Origin of the sequence: Flavobacterium ginsenosidimutans (assembly GCF_003254625.1) — a bacterium.
GTDB lineage: Bacteria > Bacteroidota > Bacteroidia > Flavobacteriales > Flavobacteriaceae > Flavobacterium > Flavobacterium ginsenosidimutans.
On the sequence record NZ_QJRJ01000081.1, the window covers coordinates 135,165 to 161,222 of the forward strand.

Genomic DNA, 26,058 nt, shown 5'->3' on the forward strand with positions numbered 1-26,058 from the left:
TGATGTTTCTTTTACAATTTTAAAGGCAGAAATGAAGAAATAGGGTTTGTAAATGGTTATTTATAACACAACTAACTTAGAATTCAAAATGGAAAAAATAAACAGATCAAACGCGGGACTTACAGAGAAACTTCCGATTAAAATCGTACAATTTGGAGAAGGAAACTTCTTAAGAGCTTTTGTTGAATATGCTATCCAAAAATTAAATCAAGAAGCTGATTTTAATGCTGGTATTGCAGTGGTTCAGCCAATCGATAAAGGTTTGGTAAACATGATCAATGCGCAAGACGGATTGTATACTTTGTTTATGAAAGGAGTTAAAAAAGGTGAAGAAATTCAAGAAAAAGAATTGATCACTAATATTGTTAAAGCGATTGATCCTTATGCTTCTTTTCAAGATTATTTGGCTTTAGCTAAAGAAGAAGAATTGGCTTTTATTATTTCAAACACAACTGAAGCCGGAATTGAATACATCGCTTCAGATTTGCCTACAATGCAGCCACCAGTTTCTTTCCCAGCGAAATTGACTGTTCTTTTACATGAAAGATTCAAACACTTTAAAGGTGCTTCAGATAAAGCTTTAACGATTATTCCTTGCGAATTAATCAATTATAATTCAGATACTTTAAAAGAAATTATTTTGAAGTATTGTGTAGATTGGAAATTGGAACAAGAATTTGTTTCTTGGTTATTGAACGATTGTTCTTTCCATAATACTTTGGTTGACAGAATTGTTCCAGGTTATCCAAAAGATCAAATCGAAGAATACAATGCACAGCTTTCGTATAAAGATGATTTGATTGTTAGTGCAGAAACTTTCTTCTTATGGGTTATTGAAGGTGACGATGAATTAAAAGCAAAACTTCCATTTCATAAAACAGATTTAGATGTAAAAATCATTTCTGATATGCAACCGTACAGAACTCGTAAAGTTAGAATCCTTAACGGAGCACATACAGCAATGGTACCATTTTCTTTGCTTTACGGAAACGAAACTGTAAAAGAAACGGTTGATAATCAGTTTACAGGAGATTTTATCAATAAAGCATTATTTGATGAAATCAATGAAACTTTAAACATGGATAAAGCAGAATTGGCTAGTTTCTCTGAAGAGATTTTAGACCGTTTTAGAAATCCATTCGTAAAGCACTTATTGTCTTCGATCGCTTTAAATTCAATTTCGAAATTTAAAGTTCGTGTATTACCAAGTTTAACTGGTTATGTTGATGTTCACGGAAAACTTCCTGTCCATTTAACTTTCGCTTTTGCGGCGTTAATTCGTTTCTACAAAGGAACTTGGAACGGACAAGATTTACCAGTGAATGACAGCGAAGATATTACAACATTCTTCAATGGACTTTGGAAGTCTGATGATTACGAGAAAATCGCTCGTTTAACATTACAAAATAAAGGTTTCTGGGATGAGGATTTAACGGAAATTCCAGGTTTAACTAGAGCAATTACAATTGCTTTAGAAGAAATAGATTCAAACGGAATTGAAGCTGGCTTTGCTAAGTTTCAAGAAAGAATAAAATAAATCCATTTTGTGGATTGGGCTAAGAAATAGTTTGTTTCAATGAATAAAAATCTAATTTGATCTGCTAAAATCGTTTAAAATCTGCGTGAAATTATTTTTGCGCATTGATTTTCACGCAGATTTATACAGATCAAAGCAGATTTACACAGATTTAAATCTAAGCTCATGAGTAAAATTTAGAAGAAAGTAATTTTGCTCAAAGGGTTGAAAATAAGAGAAAAACAAAAAGAACAAAGAACAAAGGTTAATTATGGCAACGCAGAAAAAATTAATAAAAGTTCACCCAACCGACAATGTTGCGGTTGCTTTGGTGGATCTTACTGCAGGCGAAGTGATTGATTTTGAAGGACAATCAATTACCGTAGAGTCTGATGTAAAAATGAAACATAAGATTGCAATGGTTCCTTTTAATGTAGGGGACAGAATCATTATGTATGGTGTTTTAGTAGGAAAGGCAAGCGCTAAAATTGAAAAAGGCGGTTTACTTTCTACAGCAAACGTAAAACACGAAAGTGATAAAGTTACAGGTAAAACTGAAACTATTGGCTGGAATGCTCCAAATGTTGACAAATGGAAAGACAGAACGTGGCAGGGCTATCATAGAGAAGATGGACAGGTTGGAACAGAAAATGTATGGTTATTTTTTCCATTAGTTTTTTGTGAAAACAGAAACATCGAAATCTTAAAAGATATTTTTGAGAAGGAGTTGATGAAGCCGAAAGAGAACGATTATCAGTTATTGTTGCGTTCTTTAGTGAAGTCAGAAACGGGTGGAGCAGGAAATCAAGAAGCTTCAAACGATGCTAATTTATTCAATAATATTGAAGTAAAATTCATTACACACCAAGGTGGTTGCGGTGGAATTCGTCAGGATTCTCACAGTTTAGCGAAGCTTTTGGCGGGTTATGTAAACAATCCAAACGTAGCTGGAGCAACTGTTTTGAGTTTAGGATGCCAGAATCTTCAGATTTCGATTTTTAAAGAAGCTTTAGATGCTATTAATCCAAACAGTAAAAAGCCTGTTTTAATCTACGATCAGCAATCTATCGGAACAATTGAAACGATGTTGAGCAGTGTTGTAAAAGATACTTTTGAAGCCATAAAAAAAGCAAACGAAATTAAGAGACAACCCGCTCCATTATCTAAACTAAGAATTGGTTTAGAGTGCGGTGGATCTGACGGATTCTCTGGAATTTCTGCAAACCCAACATTGGGAGTTTTATCTGATCATTTAGTTGCTTTGGGAGGAACTACAATTCTTTCTGAATTTCCTGAATTATGTGGAGTAGAACAGGAATTAGTAAATCGTTGTGTAGATGATAAGGACGGAAAACGTTTCTTAGACTTAATGCAATGGTACGAAAAAACAGTTGTTGATGCAGGTTCAGGATTTGATATGAATCCTTCTCCAGGTAACATTAAAGACGGTTTAATTACAGATGCTATGAAATCGGCTGGTGCTGCTAAAAAAGGTGGAACATCGCCAATTACAGGAGTTTTTGATTATGGAGAATATATTAACGAACCAGGCTTTACATTGTTATGTACGCCAGGAAACGACGTAGAATGTACAACTGCAATGGTAGGTTCTGGTGCAAATATGGTATTGTTTACAACAGGTTTAGGAACTCCAACAGGAAACCCGATTGCGCCAGTTGTAAAGATTTCATCAAATACACAGTTAGCAAACAAAATGTCTGATATTATCGATATCGATACTGGAGGAATTATCACTGGAGAAAAATCAATTGATGAAATGGCTGACGAAATGCTTGAGTTTATTATTGATGTTGCCAGCGGTAACATTAAAACAAAAGCTGCTATTTTAAATCAGAACGATTTTATTCCTTGGAAAAGAGGAGTTTCGCTTTAGTTTTTAGGTACAAAGGTACAGAGATACAAAGTGACAAAGGTTTATATGTAGAGACGCACAATAGTGCGTCTCTTTTTTTTTTTTTGAGAAAGCTTCGGAGAAGCGAAATATTTATAGATAACAATTTGTCATCGAGAATAAAGCTCCAGCGGAGCGACATAAATCTAGATTGCTGAAAAATATGTCGCTCCGCTGGAGCTTTGTGTTGTAACCGCTTATCTTTTTCTATAAATATTTCGCTCCTCTGGAGCTTACAAAAAAAGCTATCCTTTTGAGATAGCCTTTTATATAACTTTATGGTGGAAAATTAAAAATTAGTTCTTGTAGAAGATTTACGAATATGTAATTCTGGTGCAAGAACGACCTTTTTTTCGATTTTAATAGTGTCAGTTTTGGCAACCTGTTCTAAGAAAACACGAGCAGACATTTTTCCCATTTCTAATGGAGACTGATCTACCGATGTGATTGATAACTCCATAAATTTAGTAAAAGGCTCGTTACTAAAACCTGCTACACAAAATTCATTTGGAATACTTATATTTCTAAATTGAAGTTCCTGAATAGCACCTAAAGCAGCAAAATCACTAGCAGAAAAAATAGCATCTGGAGGTGTTTCTAAGTTCAATAAAATATCTACAGCTTCTTTACCAGCTTCTACGCTACTTTTTGTGTGGATAACATATTCTTCTTTAAAAGTTAATCCGCTGTCTAATAACGCTTGTTTATAACCTAAAAACCTGTTTTTAAAAATATCTAAAGATTGATTTCCGGAGAAATGTGCAATGTTTCTGCAACCTTCATCAATTAAATGTTTGGTAGCTAAATAGCCTCCTTTAAAATCATTAATCGTTACAGAACTTACACCGTCAATATGTTTACTTCTATCGAAAAATATCAGGGGTACATTTTTTTCTAATACATTTCTAAAAGCGCTGTCGTTTTCGTTTGAAATACCAGTAACAGACATTATAATTCCGTCAACTTGCGCATCAACTAAAGTATGAAGATTTTCATTTTCTCTTTTGATGCTTTCATGAGTTTGGCAAATAATAACCTGATAGCCATGAGGATAAAGTTCTTCCTCAATTCCTCTAATGACTGAGGCGAAAAAGTTGCTGTCAATACGCGGAACAATAACTCCGATATTATTACTGCGACCACTCTTTAGTGCTAACGCCAGTTTATTCTGCTTATAATTCATCTCTGCGGCAGTCCTAATAACAAGTTCGCGCGTAGCCTCTTTTATTTTAGGATTATTGTTTAACGCTCTGGAAACTGTTGCAGCTGTGATGTTTAATTTTTCAGCAATATCGTAAATAGTTACTTTTTCACTCATTCAAAAAAAAGTTTTTCAGATTATTTTTAGACAAAAGTACATTTTTTTTCATTATGTAATAAAAATTGTTATCGATTACCATAACTAAAAACTAAAACGTTTTAGATTCTACAATGATAATAAATTATCTAATTTTTTGCATTAAATGTAATTATAATTTCTAATAAAAATTAAATATATAATTTTTTTCTAAATTAATTTGGTCTCTTAGAACAATTTTTCTACTTTCGTGTAATCGATTACATGATTTTTCAATGTTTTCGGTATTAAACATGGAAATACTGTGCAAATGATTACAAATAAGACCATAACATTTAAAAAGATTCTTTTTTTAGCCTTTCTTGGCTTGTTAATAATATCGTGCGCAAAACATACTTCTTCAGTTTCTTCTGATAATCCGTGGAAAAAAATGGATTTGGTTGTAAAAAGTATTCCGCAAACTCATTTTTCAAATAAGATTTATAATATAAATGATTTTGGAGCTGTTGCTGACGGTAAAACATTAAACACTTTGGCTTTTCAAAAAGCAATAAAAGAATGTGCAGCAAATGGCGGCGGACAAGTTTTAGTTCCAAACGGAAAGTATTTGACAGGAGCAATTCATTTAGAAAGCAATGTCAATCTGCATTTAGAAGATAATGCTGAGATTCTTTTTAGTTTAAATCCGAACGATTATCCAATTGTTCATACTTCTTGGGAAGGAACAGAATTGATGAATTATTCACCATTAATTTATGCGAAGAATAAAACCAATATTGCCATTACAGGAAAAGGAACATTAAACGGTCAGGCCGACAATACAAATTGGTGGATTTGGTCTGGAGGAAAAAACTACGGCTGGAAAAAAGGAATTCCGTCTCAAAACGATCCAACGAATCGTGAAGTTCTGGTTGATATGGCAGAAAAAGGAATTCCAGTTTCTGAAAGAGTTTTTGGGGAAGGACGTTATTTAAGACCAAATTTTATTGAATTTTTCGAATGCAATACTGCTTTAATAAAAGATATCAAAATAATCAATTCTCCTTTTTGGATTTTACATCCAATAAAAACCAATAATATGATTATTGATGGCGTAACAGTCAACAGTCATGGCCCGAATAATGATGGTTGTGATCCTGAATATTCTCAAAATATTTTAATTAAAAACTGCACTTTCAATACTGGTGATGATTGTATTGCAATTAAAGCAGGACGTGATGCAGATGGGAGAAGAGTTGCAATTCCGAGTAAAAATATCATTGTACAAAACTGTAAAATGATTGATGGTCATGGGGGAGTTGTAATTGGAAGTGAAATTTCAGCTGGAGTGAATAATGTTTTCGTCGAAAATTGCGTAATGGATAGTCCAAATTTGGATCGCGCCATTCGTATCAAAACCAATTCAAAAAGAGGAGGAGTCATTGAAGATATTTATGTTCGAAATCTTGAAGTTGGAACAGTAAAAGAATGTGTTTTAAAACTGAATATGTTCTACAATGTCTATGGTTCTCAGATAGGCAACTTTATTCCAGTAATCAGAAATGTAAGCTTAGAGAATGTAACTGTAAAAAACGGTGGGAAATACAGCGTTTGGGCAGAAGGATACAAAGAGTCTCCAGTAGAAAATATTACACTAAAAAATGTAAAAATCCAGAAGGTAGATTCTGTCTATTTATTAAAAAACGTAAAAAACATAAATTTTATAAATACCTATATCAATGAGAAAAAAGTAGAATCTATTAACAACTAAACACTATCAATTAACCAAACTTTAAACCACATGAGTATTAAACAATTATCTAAGAAAAAAGAGAAGTACTTTGTATTTTTCTTTTTCCTGAATTTTTTGCTGTGCAGTTCTATATATGCACAGTCAACAACAATTGAAGGGAAGATTACCGACGCTACAGGAATGTCGCTGCCAGGGGTAAATGTTAATGAAAAGGGAACTAAAAATGGAACTTCGACAGATTTTGAAGGAAGTTTTAAAATTAATGTATCAAACAGTAAAGCGACCTTAATAATTAGCTATTTAGGATTTCAGACACAAGAAGTAAGTGTTGCTGGAAAAACGAAAATTAATGTAAGTTTAGCTGAACAATCAAACGCATTAACAGAAGTTGTTGTCGTTGGATATGGTTCTGTAAAAAAGACAGACCTAACAGGATCTGTTAGTACAATTAGTGCCGCAACTATCACAGAAAGAAATACAATCAATCCGTTAGAAGCTATTCAAGGGAGCACGCCAGGAGTTCAGATTTCGTCTTCATCAGGACGTGCAGGAGATGGATTTAAAGTAGTAATTAGAGGAAACAATTCCTTAATTGCAGACTCAAATAACCCAAGTGTGGTTGGTTCTTCGCCTTTATACGTTGTAGACGGTGTGCCAATGGATGGAATCGATTTCTTAAATCCACAGGATATTGCCAGAATGGACGTTTTAAAAGATGCTTCTTCTGCTGCAATTTACGGTTCTAGAGGATCAAACGGGGTTATCATTGTTACAACAAAAAGCGGAACTAGCGCAAAAGCAGGAATCAGTGTAACTTTTGACACTTCTTACGGAAATAAAGTAGCAACGAGATTACCAAAAATGATGACTGGAGAAGAGTGGTGGAAATTCCATCAAGTTGCTTATATGAGTGCAACGCCTCTTACGCAAACTCCTGCACAATTAGCCACTTTAGCTGGAAATCAGAGTCCTTTATTGGTTTCTCGTGCAAACAGCGGTTACAATTTTGACTGGTATGATGCAGTACTTCAATCAGGAATGACAGAGAATAATTATTTAAATATTTCTGGACGTTCAGATTCTGGTTTAAGCTATAACTTAGGATTCGGAATCCAAAGCGATCGCGGACTTATAGAAAATGATGCAACAGATAAATATTCTTTTAAATTAGGATTGAATCATAAAATAAACGATAAATTTTCTACAGGAGTAAATGTTACAATTGCAAGATTAGATAACCAACTAGGAAGTGATTTGGCAATGCAGGATGCTTTTAGATTAAGTCCACTTATGTCTCCATGGGCAATTGATGCGCAAGGAAATGAGAAAGTTGGAACTTTATTTTTCTTGCCAGGAAAATTGACTTATCCTGATGGCTCTTGGGCTATTAACAAAACTTCGACAGTGAATCCGTTAATGGAGATTGCTAATTCTTCTCAAACAGAAAAAACATGGCAAACTGTAGGAAATGCGTATTTCCAATATCAGCCACTAAAATGGCTTTCGTTTAAAACAACTTTTGCTGCAGGAATTATGGATACTCAAAATTCAAAATCTTACACAGCACAAACAAATGCAGGGGTAACCTTAAACGGGAAAAACTCAGCAACTTTAGAAAACGTAAACAACTTCAATTATACTTGGGATAATCAAATCGATTTGAAACATACTTTCAATGAAGTTCACGATGTAAGTGTTTTATTATTGCAAAGTTTGTATTCAAACACAGACGAAAACTCTTATATGTATTCTAATAACCAGCCTTTTGATGTAGGGACAGATAATATGGGTTCTGGTGCGCAAACGAGTTATGTAATAAAATCGGCTTTTGCGAAAAATACCTTAAACTCGTATGCAGTACGTTTAAACTATGCGTTTAAAGACAAATATTTGGTTACCGCTTCTTCAAGATGGGATGGTTCGTCTGTTTTATCTGAAGGCAACAAATGGGAAAGTTTTCCATCATTGGCTTTAGGATGGAAACTTAGTAAAGAGTCGTTTTTAGCAAATAGCTCAGTAGTTTCAGATTTAAAATTGCGTGCTAGTATTGGTTATACAGGAAATGATAACGTAGCTCCTTATACATCTCAGGCACTTTTAAACCAACAGACATTCTATGCCGCAGGTTCAAATGTTGTTCCAGGTTGGCAGTCAGAGAATTTGGCAAATCCAAATTTGACTTGGGAAAAAACAAGAGAGTATAACTTAGGTCTTGATTTTGGATTCTTAAAAAATAGAATTACGGGTACAGTAGACGTATATGATAGATTATCAGACAATTTGATTTACAAACAGCAATTGCCATCAGAATCAGGATGGAAAAATACATTTGCAAATGTTGGATCTGTTAGTAATAAAGGTATAGAAGCTTTATTAACTACAAAAAACATTAAAACTCAGAAAGTAACTTGGGAAACGACTTTTACTTTTACTAAAAACGTAAATAAATTAGAGTCAATTTACAATCAGGATAAAGTAAGTGATATTGGAAACAAATTAATACTTGGTGAGCCATTAAACCCAAATTACAATTATGTTTATGATGGAGTTTGGCAAGAAAGCGAAGCCGCTCAAGCAGCATCTTACGGAATGGCTCCTGGTCAAGCAAGACCAAAAGATTTAAACGGAGATGGTAAATTTAATCAAGATGATAGAACGGTAATTGGAAATCCAAATCCAGAATGGCAAGGAAGTTTGTATTCTAAATTAGTTGTAGGACAATTTGATTTTAATTTTTCTGTCTTAACAAGTCAAGGGCAAACTGTTTTAAGTACTTTCCACCAAAACTTTGCCGATGTAAGTGACCGTGGGCGCCAAAAAATAGCAATGGATTATTTCATTCCAACAAATGGTACAGGAATCGAGGCTAATGCAAATAATACAAACCCAAGACCAGGACCAGTAGCAACAGGTGCAGGTGCATATTGGACTTCTTTATTTGGGTATTACAGAGATGTTTCTTATGTGAAAATCAAAAATATATCTTTAGGTTATACTTTAGATTCTGAATTATTGAAAAAACTAAAAATTTCTAATTTCAGAATTTATGTAAACGTTCTAGATCCATTTGTGTTTACAGATTTTGATGGTTACGATCCAGAATGGGCAGCTTCTCCATTTGGAGTAAACCGTCCAGCGGCAGTAACTACACAATTGGGATTAAGTGTTAAATTTTAATAAAGATATTCAAATGAAAAAAATATTAGTAATGATAGGAATAATTGCTGCAGCTGTAAGTTCTTGCAGTGATTATATTGAAGAAGATAGCCGCTCTTTTGTACCAGCAGACGCAACATACAAAACGGCATCAGGATTCCAGTTATTGGTAAATACGAACTATGCTTGGCTGAAAGGAATTTATGGTGGAAACCCATGGCTTTTTGAAGCTGGAACCGATATGTATGCAGAAGGAAGAACTCCAGAGCCAGCAGGATTAAGCCAATACGCGCTTTTAATTCCTTCTTCAGACAATGTTGCAGATTTGTACAATTCTTGTTACCAGCAGATCCAGGCAGTAAATAAGACTGTTTATTATTCTACAATTACAGAACAAACACCAAATTTAAATACACTTTTAGGTGAAGCTCGTTATTTAAGAGCAAATGCATATTTCTTATTAGTGCAGACTTATGGTGGTGTGCCGATCGTTTTGGATAATATTACCACTCCAGTTTTATTTTTTACAAGAAATACTGCCGAAGAAGTATATACACAAATTATTGCCGATTTAGATTTCGCTTTAGCTAATGTTGGAACTTCGGCTTATGCTACTACTGGAAAAGTAAACAAAAGAGCAGTAAACGATTTGTTGGCAAAAGTGTATTTAACAAGAGGATATGAAACTTTCGGAAAAGCAGATGATTTCTCTAAAGCAGCAGCTTATGCAGATGCAGCAATTGGTGGCCAGACTTTAGCAATTGCATTCGATCAGTTATTTAAACCTGGAAATGATTTAAATGCAGAAACGATTTTTTCTGTGCAATACGATAAAGCTTCTACAAGTACAGATCCAACAAAATTGGGTAACAATCAGTTTTACTATTTCAGTTCTTATTTAGGAGGAGCAGAAACAGGAGCTCCATTAAGAAGTTACAATTTATGTCCGACAGATTATGCTTTAGGTTTATATGAAAAAGGTGATGCAAGATGGAATGCTACTTTCATGACCGAAATTTTAGAGGGACCTGAAACAACAAACGGAGTTACAAAAACTATTTTATACTATCCGTACTACAGAAGCTCAAATCCATCTTCTCTAAAAATAAGACATTTTTACGAGCCAAAATGGTTTACTGAAGCAGACAAAACGGCTTATATGACAACTAATGCTTCTAGATTAGCCTCGACATTTGTATACCATCCTTGGGGAGAATATTCTGCAGCGCATACGCTAATTAAAAACTTAGACTGTTACACTATTCCGGTTAAGAAATTTGATGATCCAGATCCAACTACACCATCAAGTACTGGACCAGTAAGTACAAGAGATATTATTGTTTCTAGACTTGGAGAAACTTACCTAGTTGCGGCAGAAGCCTATTTAAAAGCAGGAAATCCAGGAACAGGATTAGATCGTTTAAATGAAGTAAGAAGAAGAGCAGGTGTTGCCAATGCAACTTTAGCTCAATTTAATATCGATTATATCTTAGACGAAAGAGGACGCGAACTATTAGGAGAATACAAACGCTGGTTCGACTTAAAACGTACAGGAACTTTAGTGGCAAGAGCTTCAGCTCATAATTATAAGATAAAAGAAGCAAATTTTGTTGGTGTAGATGGTAAACTTAAAATTTTAAGACCAATTCCGCAATCAGCTTTAGATTTGAATCAGAATAAAGATTTTCCTCAAAATCCTGGTTATTAGTAATTTGTTAGTTTTTTGAGAACTATGTTTTTTGAAGTAGTTAAAAAGGAGTTTGACTATAGGTCGAACTCCTTTCTTAACTGAAAAGTCAGAAATGAAATGAGAAGTAAATTAATTTTAATAGTGTTTTTGAATGTTATTGCGGTTCACAGCCAGCAATATAAGGTTGATACATCGTATACAATCAAAAGTACTTTTACGAAATTAATTAAGAAATATCCGTTCATCACAATTCCAGAAATTAAGCCAAACCCAGAAGTTAAAGAAAGCTTCGATTTGGTTTACAATCAAGAACAAGATAGAATTTTGCATTTTGATGCTTTCATTAACAGCAAAAAGAAAAAAAATCCAGCTGTAATATTGATTCACGGCGGAGGTTGGAGATCAGGAAACAAAAGCCAGATGCAGTTTATTGGAAAAGAAATTGCGGCAAAAGGCTATTCGTGTTTTTCGATTGAATATAGATTGTCGTTGGAAGCAAAATATCCGACAGGAGTTGTAGATGTAAAAAATGCTATAAAATTCATTAAAGACAATGCCACAAAATTTAATGTTGATCCTAATAAAATAGCAGTTTTAGGCTGTTCTTCTGGGGGACAAATGGCATCGTTAATAGGAACGACAAATAATAATTCTCTTTTCGAAGATCCTTCTTTTAAAAGTAAATCTTCATCAAAAGTAAATGCGATTATTGATGTAGACGGAGTTTTAGCATTCAAACATCCAGAATCATCAGAAGGAGATATGGCAGCATTTTGGCTTGGTGGAAAATCAGATGAAATTCCTGAGAACTGGAAAAATGCTTCGGCGCTAAGTCATACCGATAAAAATACGCCGCCAGTTTTATATATCTGCAGCAGTATTCCGAGATTTCATGCAGGAAGAGACGATATGATCAAGATTTTGAATGAGAATAAAATTTACAATGAAGTGCAGACTTTTCCAGATTCGCCACATTCATTTTGGTTTTACGAACCTTGGTTTGAACAGACAATCTCGTACAGCGTACGATTTTTAGATAAAATTTTTAAATAATTTAGAATACAAATGAAAGCAAAAATCACCACAGCAATTTTATTTTTCGCGGGTTTAACTGCCGTAAATGCGCAGAAGTATGATATTAAAACCAATAAAACTTATGCCGAAATATCTGCAAAAACAGACGGAAAATGGGAAGGAAGAAAGTATAAAGGCGGAACGGTTTTTAAAAATGTGGACCGATTAAAACTGGCTCCAGAACATACAGATCACTCTTTTGATATTCGTTATGAAGGGCCAGGATGGGAAAATAACAGAATTGGCTATCGTTTGTATTTAGATTGGAGAAATGCTATTGATATCTTCGGAAAAAAGACATCAGAAAATATTCTGCCAATAGTTGGACAAGATGGTTTCGATTCGTATCACAATATGAGCGATTGGGGCGCAGATATTCTAAAAGCAGGAAAAGGAATCGGAATTGGTTCTATCGATCGTTATTTAAATAATGAAAAATTACACTTCCGTGAAGTAGATTCAACTATTGCCACAGTTGCTAATAAATCGAATGAATCTGTGGTAAAAGTGAATTATTATGGATGGAAAACTGCTTCAGATAAAATTGATTTTATTTCAGAATTGACTATTAAGCCAGATCAGCTTTATACAAAACATACAATTAAAGCTTCGCAAGCAATACAAGGAATTTGTACTGGAATTGTAAAGACAAAAACGGCTGAATTGCTTAAAAAAGAAAGTAAAAATAAAAAATGGGCTTATTTGGCAACTTACGGAGAACAATCTTTGGTTCCTGATAAGTTAGGTATGGCAATTTTTTATGAAATTAGTAGTATCGAAAATATAGCAGATACGGATTTAGATTATCTTTTAGTTTTTAAGCCAACCACAAAAGCAGTTACTTTTTATCTTTTAGGAGCTTGGGAACAAGAAGTTAACGGAATTAAAACAAAAGAAGAATTTGCTAAATATTTAGATAAACAATTAGAAGTGCTAAATAAAAAAGGTAAAATGTAAAACGTAATCTTTATGCGTAAATCTCTTTCTGCGAAGTTCAATTTTTTAAAAGCGACATTGATTTTACTGTTGTTTTTTGGAAGTAAAATCAATGCTCAAAATCAAGCTGATTCTGAAAATACTGTTATTTCATACGATTTAAAATGGTCGGAGCGTACAGCGCTTTCCATTTTAAATGAATATCCAAATGCTTGGCAACTGGACGGAAATGACAGACCAAAATGGGATTATAAAATGGGTTTTGTATTGTCTGGTTTTGAAAAATTATATCAAAAAACAAACGATAAAAAATACCAGAAATATATCAAAGATTATGTTGATGGAATGATTGACAGCACTGGAAATATTAAAAAATACGATATTAAAGAATACAATATCGATTATTTAAATCCAGGAAAATTGCTCTTTAATCTGTATGATGAAACGAAAGATTCGCGCTATTTACAGATCATTGGAAAGCTGAGAAATCAATTAGAAAGTCAGCCGAGAACACCAAGCGGAGGTTTTTGGCACAAACAAATCTACCCAAACCAAATGTGGATTGATGGTTTGTATATGGCAGAACCTTTCTATACGCAATTTACGGTTAAGTACGAAAAAGGAAAAAGCTTAGATGATATTGCTAAACAATTTGAAATAGTTCAGAATCATTTTGTAGATAAAAAAACAGGTTTGGTTTACCAAGCTTGGGATGAAAGTAAAGAGATTGCTTGGGCAGATAAACAAACGGGAACTTCGCCAACAATTTGGGGACGCGGTATAGGATGGTATATGGTTGCTTTGGTTGAAACTTTAGATTATTTTCCAAAATCTCATCCTAAGTATAAAGTTTTGGTAAGCTATTTAGAGCAGATTTCAAAGAGTGTAAATCAATACAAAAGCGAATCTGGATTATGGTATCAAGTAGCAGATAAGCCTGAATTGTATGCAAATTACGTTGAACCATCGGCTTCTGGAATGATTATTTATGCTTTTGCAAAAGGAGCCAATAAAGGGTATTTGTCTTCAAGCTATAAAACAACAGCTAAAAAATCATTTGAAAGTTTTGTAAAAGAGTTTGTGAAAGTTGATAAAAAAGGAGAAATCAATATTTTGAATGTTTCATCTAATGTTGGTTTAGGAGGAAAACCTTTCCGAGACGGCACAAACAATTATTATCTGTCTTCCAAAACAAAAGAGAATGGCGCAATAGGTCTTGGAGCATTTTTATTGGCTGCAATTGAATTAGAAAAATAGTAGAATTTAATATATTTTGAAATGAAAAATAATAGAAAGCATAGTTATTTTATGTCGGTTTTGATGATTTGCGTTATGACCATTACAAGTTGTAAAGTAACTTCTCAAGAGCCTGCAAAAAATGATATCGTAATCGGGAAAAATCTGAAATGGTCTGATAAAATGGCTTTGACATTGATGAAACGCCATCCAGAATCGTATATGCTTGACGATGCTAAAAAGCCAAAGTGGGATTATGTTCATGCTTTAGTTTTGCATTCAATAGAAGAATTGTACAAGAAAAATCCAGATCCGAGATACAAAGCTTACGTGAAAGGATATGTAGATCAATTAGTTCAAGCTGATGGAAGTATTAATACGTACGAATTCGATAAATTCAATATCGATTTGGTGCTGCCAGGACGTTTACTTTTTGATGTTTATGCATATTCAAAAGAAGATAAGTATTTAAAAGCGATGCAATTGATTCGTAAACAGCTTTCAGAACAGCCAAGAACTCAAAGCGGTGGATTTTGGCACAAACAAATTTATCCAAACCAAATGTGGCTAGATGGCTTGTATATGGGAGAGCCATTCTACGCCGAATACACTGCTAAATTTGAAAACGGGAAAAGCTTCGACGACATCGCAAAACAGTTCGAATTGATTCAGCTTAAAGCTACCGATCCAAAAACGGGATTATTATATCACGGTTGGGACGAAAGCAAACAAATGCCTTGGGCAAATAAAGAAACAGGAAATTCACCAAACTTCTGGTCAAGATCTTTGGGTTGGTATGTTATGGCTTTAGTAGATGTTTTAGATTATATGCCAAAAGATCATCCAAAGAGAAAAGAGTTGATTCAATATTTAAACAATGCTTCAGAAGCGATACTTAAATTTCAAGATAAATCATCAGGTTTGTGGTATCAGGTTACCGATAAAGGCGGTGAAAAAGGAAATTATTTAGAAGCTTCTGGATCTGCTATGTTTTCTTATGCTTTTGCAAAAGGTGCAAACAAAGGATATTTACCGTCTAAATTTAAAAAAGCGGCCAATAAAGCTTTTGACGGATTATCTACAATTTTAATCAAAAAAGTAGATGAAGATGGTGGAATCACTTTAACAAACTGCTGTCAAGTTGCTGGTTTAGGAGGAAATCCTTATCGTGACGGATCTTATGAATATTATGTAAACGAAAGAAAAAAAGACAACGATCCTAAAGCAACTGGGCCTTTTATTTTGGCAGCGATTGAGCTAAACAGATAATTGATTAATTGTGAATTGTTAATTATTAATTGTACAGTTTGATTAAATATATATCTGATAGGTTTTTAAAACCTGTCTGGTCTAAAACCAATTTAGTTTTTGCGTTGAGTTTGTCATTTCGACGAAGGAGAAATCTTCGCAAGTAACTCCATAAAGCGAATACAATCTTTGTGGAGCTTCTCGTGGAGATTTCTCCTTCGTCGAAATGACAAAAACGTTTAGTAAAGAAATAAAAATGAAAAACATAAAAATCATCATATTCCTCTTCTGTATAGTTTCTTTTCAGAAGAATAACGCACAAGTTTGGGTATCTGATAATGGAGACGGAACATTTACAAATCCGATTCTTCATGCTGATTATTCAGATCCAGATGTTGTTCGCGTAGGCGATGATTATTATATGACGGCTTCTTCTTTTAACTGTATTCCAGGTTTGCCGATTTTGCATTCTAAAGATTTGGTAAACTGGAAAATTATTGGATATGCTTTAGCAAAACAGCCTCCATTTGAAACTTACGATAGAGTACAGCACGGAAATGGAGTTTGGGCGCCAAGCATTAATTATCATAATAATGAATTTTACATTTATTACCCAGATCCTGATTTTGGAATTTATATGATTAAATCAAAAAAAGCCGAAGGACCTTGGTCTGCGCCGATTTTGGTAAAAGAAGGAAAAGGATTGATAGATCCGAGTCCGCTTTGGGATACGGATGGAAAAGCGTATTTAGTTCATGCTTTTGCAGGAAGTCGTGCTCAGATTAAAAGTTTGCTGGTAGTTTGTACAATGAATCCTGAAGGAATCGTTGTAAATCATGATGAAGTAATGGTAATTGACGGACATGAAAGTGAAGGCACAATTGAAGGTCCAAAGTTTTATAAACGAAATGGTTATTACTACATTTTTGCTCCCGCAGGTGGCGTTCCAACGGGGTGGCAGACTGTTTTAAGATCGAAAAATGTTTTCGGGCCTTATGAAAAGAAAAAGGTTTTAGAGCAAGGTTCAACAAACATAAATGGTCCGCATCAAGGTGCTTGGGTCACTACGCAAACGGGAGAAGATTGGTTTTTTCATTTTCAAGATAAAGGCGCTTATGGAAGAATTGTACATTTACAGCCAATGAAATGGGTAAATGATTGGCCTGTGATGGGACAAGATTTTGATAATAATGGAATTGGAGAACCCGTTACAACTTTCAAAAAGCCAAATGTTGGTAAAAAATATCCAATAGAAACTCCAGCAGAATCAGATGAATTTAATTCAGCAAAATTAGGTTTACAATGGCAATGGCAAGCCAATAAACAAATCAATTGGGGATTTCCAACAAGTTTAGGATACTTAAATTTATTTTGTGCCACAACAACTCAAAATATCTTTAATGCGCCAAATTTATTACTTCAAAAATTTCCTGCCGAAGAATTTACAGCAACAACAAAACTGACTTTTAATTCCAGAATAAAAGGCGAATCTACTGGTTTGATTGTTATGGGATTAGATTATAGTTATTTGTCTTTTAAAAATGATAATGGAAAACTGTATTTAAGCCAGAAAACAGGAACTTTTGACAAAACGGTTTCAGAAAAAGAAACAAAACCTATTTTAATAGAAAACAGCACTATTTACCTACGAGTACAAATTAAAAAAGGCGGAATTTGCAGTTTCTTCTATAGTTTAGACGATAAAAATTATGTAGCCATTGGAAGCAATTTTACAGCTAAAGAAGGAAAATGGATTGGTGCCAAAGTAGGACTTTTTGCTTTGGGTGAAGAAGTGAAAAATGATTCTGGAAATGTGGAAGTAGATTGGTTTAGAGTAACGAAATAATACGGAAATGATGCAGTTAAAAAAACAAATAATACTTTTTTTCTGTCTTTGCAGTTTTGCTGTAAAAGCTCAAAACACATACAAAAGATGGTCAGAAATTATTCGTAAGAATGATGCTTCTTGGTTTGCTTCGGCGGAAGCCAAAAAAATAGGAGAGAATGTTTTACTTTATCAAAGAGACATTGGCGGATGGCCAAAAAACATTCAAATGCAGGATGAACTGACAGAGAAGCAAAAGAAAGATTTAATTGCGCTTAAAAAAACGGCTGTAGAAACAACAACAGACAACGGAGCAACTTGTCAAGAAATGCTTTTTATGTCTAAAATGTATGCCCAAGTAAAAGACGAACGTTACGCTGCATCTTTCCTAAAAGGATTGAATTATCTTCTTGAAGCACAATATGCAAATGGCGGATGGCCACAATTTTATCCATTGAAAAAAGGTTATTATACGCATATTACCTATAATGACGATTCGATGGTAAATATTATGAATGTGATAAAAGCCGTTGCCGATCAAACGGATTATTACAGCATAAAACCTTCCAGCGAAATTGTAGAAAAATGCAAAAAAGCTTTTGATAAAGGAGTTGACTGTATCTTAAAAACGCAATACAAACAAAATGGAGTTTTAACCGCATGGTGCGCGCAGCATGACGAAGTTACTTTGGCACCAGCAAATGCAAGAGCTTTTGAATTGGCTTCTTTAAGCGGATATGAATCGACAAAAATTGTTTTGCTTTTAATGTCAATTGATAAACCATCACCAGAAATTGTTACTTCAGTAAAAAGTGCTGTAGCATGGTTTGAGAAAACAAAAATCACCAATTTAGAGGAGAAAAGAGTCTTGAATGATGCTGGAAAAATTGTAGATAAAAAGATGATTCCTGCAACTAATGCAACATCAATTTGGGCAAGATTTATGGATTTGGAAACCAATGAACCATTTTTTTGCGACCGTGATGGAATTAGAAAAAAATCTTTGGATCAAATTGGTTCAGAAAGAAGAAATGGTTATTCGTGGTATTCTGAAGCTCCGCAAGAAGTTTTAAAAAAGTTTCCAGATTGGGCAGTTAAAAACGGAACAAAAGTAGGTTCAGTAGAAAAGAAAAACGTGACATACATTACGGTTGCGCAAGATGGTTCTGGAGATTTTACTAAAATTCAAGATGCTATTTATGCAACTCCTGCGTTTCCGTATGAGAAGGTAACGATATTTGTAAAAAACGGGATTTACAATGAAAAAGTGAGAATTCCAGAATGGAATACCAATGTGGTTTTATTAGGCGAAAGCAAAGAAAACACCATCATTACTTTTGATGATAATTTCTCGAAAATTGGTTTAGGAAGAAACAGCACTTTTTATACATACACACTTTTGGTTGAAGGTGATGATTTTACAGCTTCAAATTTAACCATCAAAAATACTTCGGGCGAACGCGGACAAGCGATTGCATTATCAGTTGTTGCTAATCGAGCTAAGATTTCAAACTGCAATCTTTTAGGAAATCAAGATACGTTGTATTTGTCTGGAAAAGAAGCAAAGCAATATTTTAAAGATTGTTATATCGAAGGAACTACAGATTTTATTTTTGGAAGTGCAACTGCTTTATTCGAAAATTGTACGATTCACAGTATCAAAAGCTCTTATATTACTGCAGCTTCAACTCCAGAGGGAACTCCATTCGGATTTGTTTTTGTAGATTGTAAACTAACTGCGAATCCAGACGCGAAAGACGTTTATTTAGGCCGTCCGTGGCGTATTTATGCTAAAACTGTTTTCATTAATTGTGAAATGGGAAAACAGATTAAATCAGAAGGCTGGGAAAATTGGTCAAAACCAGAAGCAGAAAAAAAAGCTTTTTATGCCGAATATAATTGCAAAGGAGAAGGTTTTCAGCCATCAAAAAGAGTAAAATGGGCGCGCCAATTAAGTAAAAAGGAAGCAAGTCAATATTCGATAGAAAATATTCTAAAAGATAAAAATGGCAGTTGGTATTCTCTTGCTAAACAAAATTAGTCTCAGTCTCAGTCACAGTTTTCAGTGTAAACTAAGACTGAAAACTGCGACTGAATACTAAAAAAAAAACGCATTACATGAATTTCAAATATCTATTCATAATATTCTTTTCGTGGGTTTCATTTGCACAGAATAACGATTTCCCTTCAAGTAAAGTAGATTCGATTGTGCAACGAATTCAACTTCCTGTAATTCCTTCTTATCAAATAAATATTTTGAAATTGGGAGCAAAGGGAGATTCGATTACAGACAATAAAAAGGCTTTTGATAAAGCAATGGCTTTGTGCGAAAAAAATAACGGAGGAACTATTATTGTTCCAAAAGGTATTTATAAAATTAACGGGCCAATTCATTTTGTAAGCAATGTCAATCTTAAAATAGAAAAAGAAGCAAAGATTAAATTCAGTGATAATCCGAAAGATTATTTGCCATTGGTTTTAACAAGTTGGGAAGGAACAATGCTGTATAATTATAGTCCACTTATTTACGCTAATAATTGCACCAATATTACCATTTCTGGCGAAGGAACGATTGATGGAGAAGGAGGTAAGATTTGGAAAAGTTTTAAAGCGAGAGAAAGTTTAGGTAAAAATTTGAGCCGAGAAATGAACCACAATAACGTTCCATTAAACGAAAGAAAATTTGGAGAAGGTTATTTTTTAAGACCTCAGATGATTCAGTTTCTAAATTGCAAAAACGTTTTGGTTGAAAATGTTCGAATAGAAAATTCACCATTTTGGTGTCTTCATCTTTTAAAATCAGAAAGTGTAACCGTTAGAGGAATAAGTTACAAATCATTAAACCATAACAATGACGGAATTGATCCTGAATATGCAAAAGATGTTTTAATTGAAAATGTAACTTTTGATAATGGAGACGACAATGTTGCCATAAAAGCAGGAAGAGATCACGAAGGTAGAGCCAATACAGCAACACCAAGTCAGAACATTGTTATCAGAAATTGTAATTTTAAAGGACTTCATGGAGTTGTAATTGGCAGCGAAATGTCAGCAGGAGTTCAGAATGTTTTTGTTGAAAATTGTAAAACAGCTGGATATTTAAAAAGAGGGATTTATTTAAAAACCAATGCAGATAGAGGAGGATTTATTAAAAATATATTTGTTAGAAATATTCAATTAGACGAAGTGGAAGATTGCTTGTACATTACGGCCAATTATCATGGAGAAGGAAAAGGGTATCAATCGGATATATCAAATGTATATTTTTCGAATATTACCTGTAATAAAGCATCAGAATCAGGTATTGTAATTCAGGGATTTCCAGACAAAAAAATCCGAAATATTACTTTGAAAAATATCGAGATTAAATGGGCTAAAAATGCTTTGTCAAATGAAAATGCCGAAAACGTTCTAATGACAGATGTTTTTATCGGGCAAAGAGCGAGTGTGCCTACAGCAGTTTCTAAGGATTAGACTTTGTGCGTCTTAACCGCAAAGAGCGCTAAGATTTACGCAAAGTTCGCAAAGGTTTTCTGTAGAGACGCACTGCAGTGCGTCTAATTCATGATGTACTCATTTTTGTCCTCTTGAGCGAAGTCGAAAGACATTTGTTGTGAGTAAGGTCTTCGACTCCGCTCAGACTGACACTATAATAAATATAAAATTTTAACAAGTCTAAACAAAAAACGTAATGAAGAAATATTTTTTCTTAATACTCTTAATCACTTCAGTTTGTTTCGCACAAAAAACAACTTTGTATTGTATTGGAGACTCAACAATGGCAAACAAAAAAGATCCCGAAAAGAATCCAGAACATGGATGGGCACAAGTTTTACAGCCATTTTTTACAGATAATATAATAGTCGTAAACAAAGCTGTAAATGGAAGAAGCACCAGAAGTTTTATAAACGAAAAACGTTGGGATTCAATTTATAACCAACTAAAAAAGGGAGATTACGTTTTTATCGAATTTGGCCACAATGATGCGAAAATTGAAGATCCAAGCCGATATACAAATCCGCATACTGCCTACAGATACAATCTAATTCGATTTGTAAACGAAAGCAGAGCAAAAGGAGCAATTCCTGTTTTATTGACTTCAATTTCAAGACGTAATTTCAACGAGAAAGGAGTGTTAGTACCAACACACGGTGATTATCCATTAGAAACGCGTTTGGTTGCACAAGAATACAATGTACCATTTATTGATTTGGAATATTACACAGAGTTACTAGAGCAATCCTACGGACCTGATAAATCTAAAGAATTGCATTTGCATTTTAAGGCAGGAGAAAATCCGTATTATGATCAAGATAAAGCAGATGATACACATTTATCTCTAAAAGGGGCAACAGAAATAGCTCAAATAGCTATTAAGCAATTAAAAGAATTGAAAGATCCATCTTTAGACAAACTAAAAAAAGCAATCAAATAAAATTTAAAAATTAAAATGTCTTATATTGTAATATTAAAAACTTTTACGGCTAAGTTTAATTTTTATTTTGTTGGAATTTTGCAAGTGTAAATACCAATTTTGATAGTTAAATTGTTTTTGGAATTCTAGATATTTTGGTCTCAATAATTTAAAGTGAAGAAAGTCATTTCTTCACTTTTTTGTTTTATAAGTGAATCATTAAAAAAATATGTAATTAATGAAATAACTTTAAACTAAAAAATAGAAAACAAAAAAGTGACAATTAAGTCACTTTTTTGTTTTTACGATGATGCTTTTTTACGAAATCATCTGTTGGTTTTCGTTTGAGCTGTTCGTAGTATTTAGTGCAAAAATAGCTGAGTTTAGTATAATTAAGTTCGTACATTACTGCTGTTAGAGTACTGTATTCACCGCTTTTTAAAAGTTTTTGCGCTAAATTTATTTTCTCTTCTATAAATAGGTTTTTAGGTGTATTGTTAAAATGTTTTTTAAATAAACTTTTATATTTAGATGCCGACATACCGGCCATTCCAGCTAAAAAAGTCAAAGAAGGAAATGGGCCATACAAATTGTTCATTAAATAATCTTTTGTTTTTTCAATTGCTTCACTTTCCAGATCTGTAATCTCTGTACTAGTGTCTTTTGTTTCATAAAACTTATTAAAAAAATTACCAAGGACTTTCAACGAAATTCCTTTTAAGAAAGAATCAAAAGACAAATCTTCTACAGGTTTTGTTTTTAAAGATTGAATTAATAAAATACTATTACTATCAATATTACCGTAATGATAAAAAGCTTTCTTTCCTGGAGTATCTGATGAAAATGAACTTTCTGGCAGAGAGATTTTTTTGATAAAATCATGCAACAGTTTTTTATCTATCAATATACGTAATGCAATAGTTCTTTCATTAACAGCGGGCTTAAAAGAGCTTTCTATTTGATTGTCAAGAATTGCCAAATCTAATTGATTAAACGCTCCTATTTGGTAATCAATATTGTTAATTTTAATGAGATTAATATGCTCGCTTAAATCAAAATGAAAAATATACAATTCATTATCTGATCTAAGACGAGTAATTTTCAATGGTTCTTTTGCAGTTAAATCGGCATAAACGACGGAAACTCCATCCATGACCTGAGAAAAATAAAAAAAACCTTTCCCTATTTCTTTTGGTATAAAAATAATTTTGTTATCAATCAATTTTGTATTTAATTGTTCGACTACATCCAATTGCCATTCTGGTGTTAGACTGTAATAATGTGTAACTTTTCTCATAGGCTAATTTGTTTCTGATCGTTAGTGCAATTTTCACAATTGTTTATTAAATGCTTTAGGAGATAATCCGAAATATTCTTTAAATTTTGAAGCGAAATAAGAATTGTTGGTAAAATGAAGTTGATCGGAGACTTGAGAAATGGTAAGCTGTTTTTTTTCTAGAAGTTCTTTTGCGAAAAGCAATTTATTTTCCATAAAGAAAACATTTGCAGTATCTCCAGTTATTTTTTTAAATAAACTTTTAAATTTAGATTCAGACATATTAGCCATTTTCGCCATATATTGAATGCTAGGAAAGTGGTCATCTAAATGATTAATTAAATACATTTGAACGTTTATAATATTACCCAAATCAGAATTGTTTACTGTTTGCATTATAAGCCTTTTTGTAGCAATCTTTTTTAGATAATTTGAAATTAAAAGATGAACAGTTCCTCTAAGATTTAAATCAAAAATGGCTCCTCCAACTTCTAATTTTCTTAAATCATCTAACAAATGAAAACTTTCGCTACTCATTCGGTCAAAACGAACAATTGTATTTTCTTTTGAATCAACCAGACTGTCTATATTTTGAATGACAATATTGTTTTTTTTAGCATACGCCTTAATCATACTTTTTTTGATAAAAATGCAAAGAGCAAAAGTTTTGCTTCCTTTTACAACATCATATTTTGATTCTAGAGAACCGTCTATAACCGCTAAGTTATACTGCCATCGCCCAACATTGTACATGAAATGTCCGCTGCTAACAGATGCTTCTCCTTCTGTTAGATTGTAGTAAAAGCCGACAAAATCTTGATTTAAATTTTTTTGTATTAATTGGAAATTTCTACGATACTCTACATCTATGTAATAGGCTATTATTCCATCGCCACAATCTAGAAAGTATCTAATACCAGTTTGAGAATCCTCTGGCAGAATAATAAAATTCCCTTCAATTTTTCCTCCAATTTGAGCAGCATAATGCTCTACCCAACTTAGATCTGCACCATAATAATGTTCTATTATTTTCATGGAAATGTGGATTTTGTACCTAAAGTTAAGTTATTTTAACGAAACTTTTGATTTTTTTTACTTGTAAGTATTTGATATTTAAGTTTAAAAGGGGCTTTTTGTGAATTTGCTAAACTATTTTTCTTAAAAAGAATTATAAAATTTAGGGATATAGAAGTGATCTCTCTTTCTAAAAAAATGAGAAATACTAAACGTAATTTGACAATCTGTCGATTTCATGAAGAATATGTTTTTAATTAATTTGATTTATTTTAATACTTTTTTGTCTTTTAAGGGCAAATAATGTGCCTCGAAATATATACATATTGGAAATCAGTAGATTAAAAACAGAATGTCTTTTTTTGTATAAAATTAGGTAGGTAGTTTATGATCGCATGGGGAAAAAATACTCGATTTAAGCTATTTTTTGATTTATGGTTTTACGATCGATTTGCAAGATTTGGGCTGCCTTTGTTTTATTATGATTGACAAATGCCAAAACTTTTAAGATTTGCTCTTTTTCGTATTCTTTTAAGGATTTCAGAATTTCAGGTGAAGTAGGAATGTGATACTTCAAGTTTTCAGGAACTTGATTTAATGTAATGAGATCATCGCTCATAATAATCATTCTCTGGATAATGTTTTCAAGTTCTCTTATATTGCCTGGCCAATCATATCGCAACAAAACTTCTGTTACTTTTTCATTTATCTTTATTCCGGGTTTATTATATTCGTTAGAATATTTATCAATAAAAGTTTTTATTAATAAGGGAATATCTTCCTTTCGCTCTCTTAATGGTGTAGTTTTTATATTGGCAACATTTAAACGGTAGTACAAATCTTCTCTAAAGAGACCTTTTGCTATCATTTCTTTCAAATTGCTATTGGTTGCAGAGATAATTCTAACATCAATTTTTTCAGGTTTTGTAGCGCCAACTCTTAGAATTTCTTTTTCTTGAATGACTCTTAAAAGTTTAATTTGTAGTGATAAAGGAGTATTGCCGATCTCATCTAAAAAAATGGTGCCACCTGAAGCTGCCTGAAATAAACCAGTTTTGGTTTCAATAGCTCCTGTAAATGAACCTTTAATATGACCAAACAATTCAGATTCAGCCAAATTTTCGGGAATTCCACCACAATTTACAGCAATAAAAGGTTTATGAGCTGTTTTACTTGTAAAATGAATAGCTCTGGCAATCAGTTCTTTTCCTGTTCCGCTTTCGCCTTCTATGAGAATAGTTGCTTTAGTGTCTTTTACACGTTCGATTATTTCAACAACATTTTTAGAATGGACAGATTTACCTATAATATTGCTATATAAATCCTCATTTTTTGAATGAAAATCATTAGCAAGAAGGTTATTCTTTACCAGCGAACTTCTAATTGCTTTATACAGCTCGTCGCTTGTAAATGGTTTTGTTAAATAATCTAATGCACCAGATTTGATTGCGCAAACAACACTTGGAATAGACGGGACACCAGATATCACTAGTTTTGGTATAGCAGGATAATGTTCGTCAGTATATTTTAATAATTCCATGCCATTAATTTCTGGCATATTAAGATCACTTATTAATAAATCGATAGTTGTATTTTTTAAAACTTCGATCGCTTCGTTTACAGAAGAAGCTTTATAAGTGCGATAATTAAAAGTTTTTAATTGTCTCTGAATGAGATCTAACATATCGTTGTTATCATCGACAACCAATATATTTTCTTTTTTAGAATTCAT

The 26,058-nt window shown here is 33.1% G+C and carries 17 protein-coding genes; 13 read left to right on the plus strand and 4 right to left on the minus strand.

Translation table 11 applies throughout. From position 1 onward, the window contains the following. The first annotated feature begins 88 nt into the window (after positions 1–88). Both DM444_RS18885 and DM444_RS18890 read left to right on the plus strand, forming a co-directional pair. Positions 89–1,537, plus strand: coding sequence for a tagaturonate reductase (locus tag DM444_RS18885; RefSeq protein WP_111290126.1), 1,449 nt, complete (start codon positions 89–91; stop codon positions 1,535–1,537). Positions 1,538–1,787: 250 nt separating this feature from the next. Continuing rightward, the gene (locus DM444_RS18890; RefSeq protein ID WP_111289504.1) at positions 1,788–3,410 is read left to right on the plus strand and encodes a UxaA family hydrolase; all 1,623 of its coding nucleotides are present in this window, start codon (positions 1,788–1,790) and stop codon (positions 3,408–3,410) included. 307 nt (positions 3,411–3,717) lie between these two features. Here the strand turns inward: DM444_RS18890 and DM444_RS18895 are convergent, their stop codons facing one another. Then, entirely contained in the window at positions 3,718–4,746 is a 1,029-nt protein-coding gene (locus DM444_RS18895) for a LacI family DNA-binding transcriptional regulator (RefSeq protein WP_111289506.1), read from the minus strand. A 289-nt stretch (positions 4,747–5,035) separates the two neighbouring features. On the opposite strand from DM444_RS18895, the gene DM444_RS18900 reads away from it, so the two are divergent. The 11 genes from DM444_RS18900 (at position 5,036) to DM444_RS18950 (ending at position 22,057) form a co-directional block, all read left to right on the plus strand. Continuing rightward, positions 5,036–6,475: a glycoside hydrolase family 28 protein gene (locus DM444_RS18900; RefSeq protein WP_111289508.1), complete on the plus strand. Its 1,440-nt coding sequence runs from the start codon at positions 5,036–5,038 to the stop codon at positions 6,473–6,475. A gap of 30 nt (positions 6,476–6,505) precedes the next feature. Next, on the plus strand, positions 6,506–9,634 hold the full coding sequence (locus DM444_RS18905) for a SusC/RagA family TonB-linked outer membrane protein (protein ID WP_111289510.1): 3,129 nt from the start codon (positions 6,506–6,508) through the stop codon (positions 9,632–9,634). 13 nt (positions 9,635–9,647) lie between these two features. Then, entirely contained in the window at positions 9,648–11,321 is a 1,674-nt protein-coding gene (locus DM444_RS18910; RefSeq protein WP_111290128.1) for a RagB/SusD family nutrient uptake outer membrane protein, read from the plus strand. Between the two features lie 99 nt (positions 11,322–11,420). After that, a complete protein-coding gene (locus tag DM444_RS18915) occupies positions 11,421–12,356 on the plus strand; it encodes an alpha/beta hydrolase (RefSeq protein ID WP_111289512.1) in 936 nt (311 codons plus the stop codon). A gap of 12 nt (positions 12,357–12,368) precedes the next feature. Next, on the plus strand, positions 12,369–13,334 hold the full coding sequence (locus DM444_RS18920; protein ID WP_111289516.1) for a DUF4861 family protein: 966 nt from the start codon (positions 12,369–12,371) through the stop codon (positions 13,332–13,334). A gap of 12 nt (positions 13,335–13,346) precedes the next feature. Continuing rightward, entirely contained in the window at positions 13,347–14,570 is a 1,224-nt protein-coding gene (locus DM444_RS18925; protein ID WP_111289519.1) for a glycoside hydrolase family 88/105 protein, read from the plus strand. A gap of 21 nt (positions 14,571–14,591) precedes the next feature. Beyond that, positions 14,592–15,818: a glycoside hydrolase family 88/105 protein gene (locus DM444_RS18930; protein WP_111289522.1), complete on the plus strand. Its 1,227-nt coding sequence runs from the start codon at positions 14,592–14,594 to the stop codon at positions 15,816–15,818. A 235-nt stretch (positions 15,819–16,053) separates the two neighbouring features. Beyond that, positions 16,054–17,643, plus strand: coding sequence for a glycoside hydrolase family 43 protein (locus tag DM444_RS18935; RefSeq protein ID WP_111290130.1), 1,590 nt, complete (start codon positions 16,054–16,056; stop codon positions 17,641–17,643). Positions 17,644–17,650: 7 nt separating this feature from the next. Then, positions 17,651–19,663 (plus strand): pectate lyase, encoded by a 2,013-nt coding sequence (gene pelA, locus DM444_RS18940; protein ID WP_111289525.1) that lies wholly within the window; start codon positions 17,651–17,653, stop codon positions 19,661–19,663. A 77-nt stretch (positions 19,664–19,740) separates the two neighbouring features. Further along, positions 19,741–21,096 (plus strand): glycoside hydrolase family 28 protein, encoded by a 1,356-nt coding sequence (locus tag DM444_RS18945; RefSeq protein WP_111289528.1) that lies wholly within the window; start codon positions 19,741–19,743, stop codon positions 21,094–21,096. A 217-nt stretch (positions 21,097–21,313) separates the two neighbouring features. Then, entirely contained in the window at positions 21,314–22,057 is a 744-nt protein-coding gene (locus DM444_RS18950; RefSeq protein WP_111289531.1) for a rhamnogalacturonan acetylesterase, read from the plus strand. A 262-nt stretch (positions 22,058–22,319) separates the two neighbouring features. On the opposite strand, the gene DM444_RS18955 is transcribed toward DM444_RS18950, so the two are convergent. The 3 genes from DM444_RS18955 to DM444_RS18965 all read right to left on the minus strand — a co-directional run bounded on the left by DM444_RS18955 (position 22,320) and on the right by DM444_RS18965 (position 26,058). Further along, positions 22,320–23,333, minus strand: coding sequence for a helix-turn-helix domain-containing protein (locus DM444_RS18955; RefSeq protein WP_111289534.1), 1,014 nt, complete (start codon positions 23,331–23,333; stop codon positions 22,320–22,322). A gap of 33 nt (positions 23,334–23,366) precedes the next feature. Further along, positions 23,367–24,347, minus strand: a complete 981-nt coding sequence (locus tag DM444_RS18960) for a helix-turn-helix domain-containing protein (RefSeq protein ID WP_111289537.1) — start codon at positions 24,345–24,347, stop codon at positions 23,367–23,369. Between the two features lie 394 nt (positions 24,348–24,741). Beyond that, entirely contained in the window at positions 24,742–26,058 is a 1,317-nt protein-coding gene (locus tag DM444_RS18965; RefSeq protein WP_111289540.1) for a sigma-54-dependent transcriptional regulator, read from the minus strand.

Excerpts from the sequence above, each read along its gene's own strand:
- DM444_RS18935 (WP_111290130.1), top strand. The coding sequence starts at position 16,054 with ATGAAAAACATAAAAATCATCATATTCCTCTTCTGTATAGTTTCTTTT.
- DM444_RS18910 (WP_111290128.1), top strand. The coding sequence starts at position 9,648 with ATGAAAAAAATATTAGTAATGATAGGAATAATTGCTGCAGCTGTAAGT.
- DM444_RS18900 (WP_111289508.1), top strand. The coding sequence starts at position 5,036 with ATGATTACAAATAAGACCATAACATTTAAAAAGATTCTTTTTTTAGCC.
- DM444_RS18905 (WP_111289510.1), top strand. The coding sequence starts at position 6,506 with ATGAGTATTAAACAATTATCTAAGAAAAAAGAGAAGTACTTTGTATTT.
- DM444_RS18925 (WP_111289519.1), top strand. The coding sequence starts at position 13,347 with ATGCGTAAATCTCTTTCTGCGAAGTTCAATTTTTTAAAAGCGACATTG.
- DM444_RS18950 (WP_111289531.1), top strand. The coding sequence starts at position 21,314 with ATGAAGAAATATTTTTTCTTAATACTCTTAATCACTTCAGTTTGTTTC.
- DM444_RS18895 (WP_111289506.1), bottom strand. The coding sequence starts at position 4,746 with ATGAGTGAAAAAGTAACTATTTACGATATTGCTGAAAAATTAAACATC.
- DM444_RS18885 (WP_111290126.1), top strand. The coding sequence starts at position 89 with ATGGAAAAAATAAACAGATCAAACGCGGGACTTACAGAGAAACTTCCG.
- pelA (WP_111289525.1), top strand. The coding sequence starts at position 17,651 with ATGATGCAGTTAAAAAAACAAATAATACTTTTTTTCTGTCTTTGCAGT.
- DM444_RS18890 (WP_111289504.1), top strand. The coding sequence starts at position 1,788 with ATGGCAACGCAGAAAAAATTAATAAAAGTTCACCCAACCGACAATGTT.
- DM444_RS18965 (WP_111289540.1), bottom strand. The coding sequence starts at position 26,058 with ATGAATTCTAAAAAAGAAAATATATTGGTTGTCGATGATAACAACGAT.
- DM444_RS18960 (WP_111289537.1), bottom strand. The coding sequence starts at position 24,347 with ATGAAAATAATAGAACATTATTATGGTGCAGATCTAAGTTGGGTAGAG.
- DM444_RS18920 (WP_111289516.1), top strand. The coding sequence starts at position 12,369 with ATGAAAGCAAAAATCACCACAGCAATTTTATTTTTCGCGGGTTTAACT.
- DM444_RS18955 (WP_111289534.1), bottom strand. The coding sequence starts at position 23,333 with ATGAGAAAAGTTACACATTATTACAGTCTAACACCAGAATGGCAATTG.
- DM444_RS18915 (WP_111289512.1), top strand. The coding sequence starts at position 11,421 with ATGAGAAGTAAATTAATTTTAATAGTGTTTTTGAATGTTATTGCGGTT.
- DM444_RS18930 (WP_111289522.1), top strand. The coding sequence starts at position 14,592 with ATGAAAAATAATAGAAAGCATAGTTATTTTATGTCGGTTTTGATGATT.
- DM444_RS18945 (WP_111289528.1), top strand. The coding sequence starts at position 19,741 with ATGAATTTCAAATATCTATTCATAATATTCTTTTCGTGGGTTTCATTT.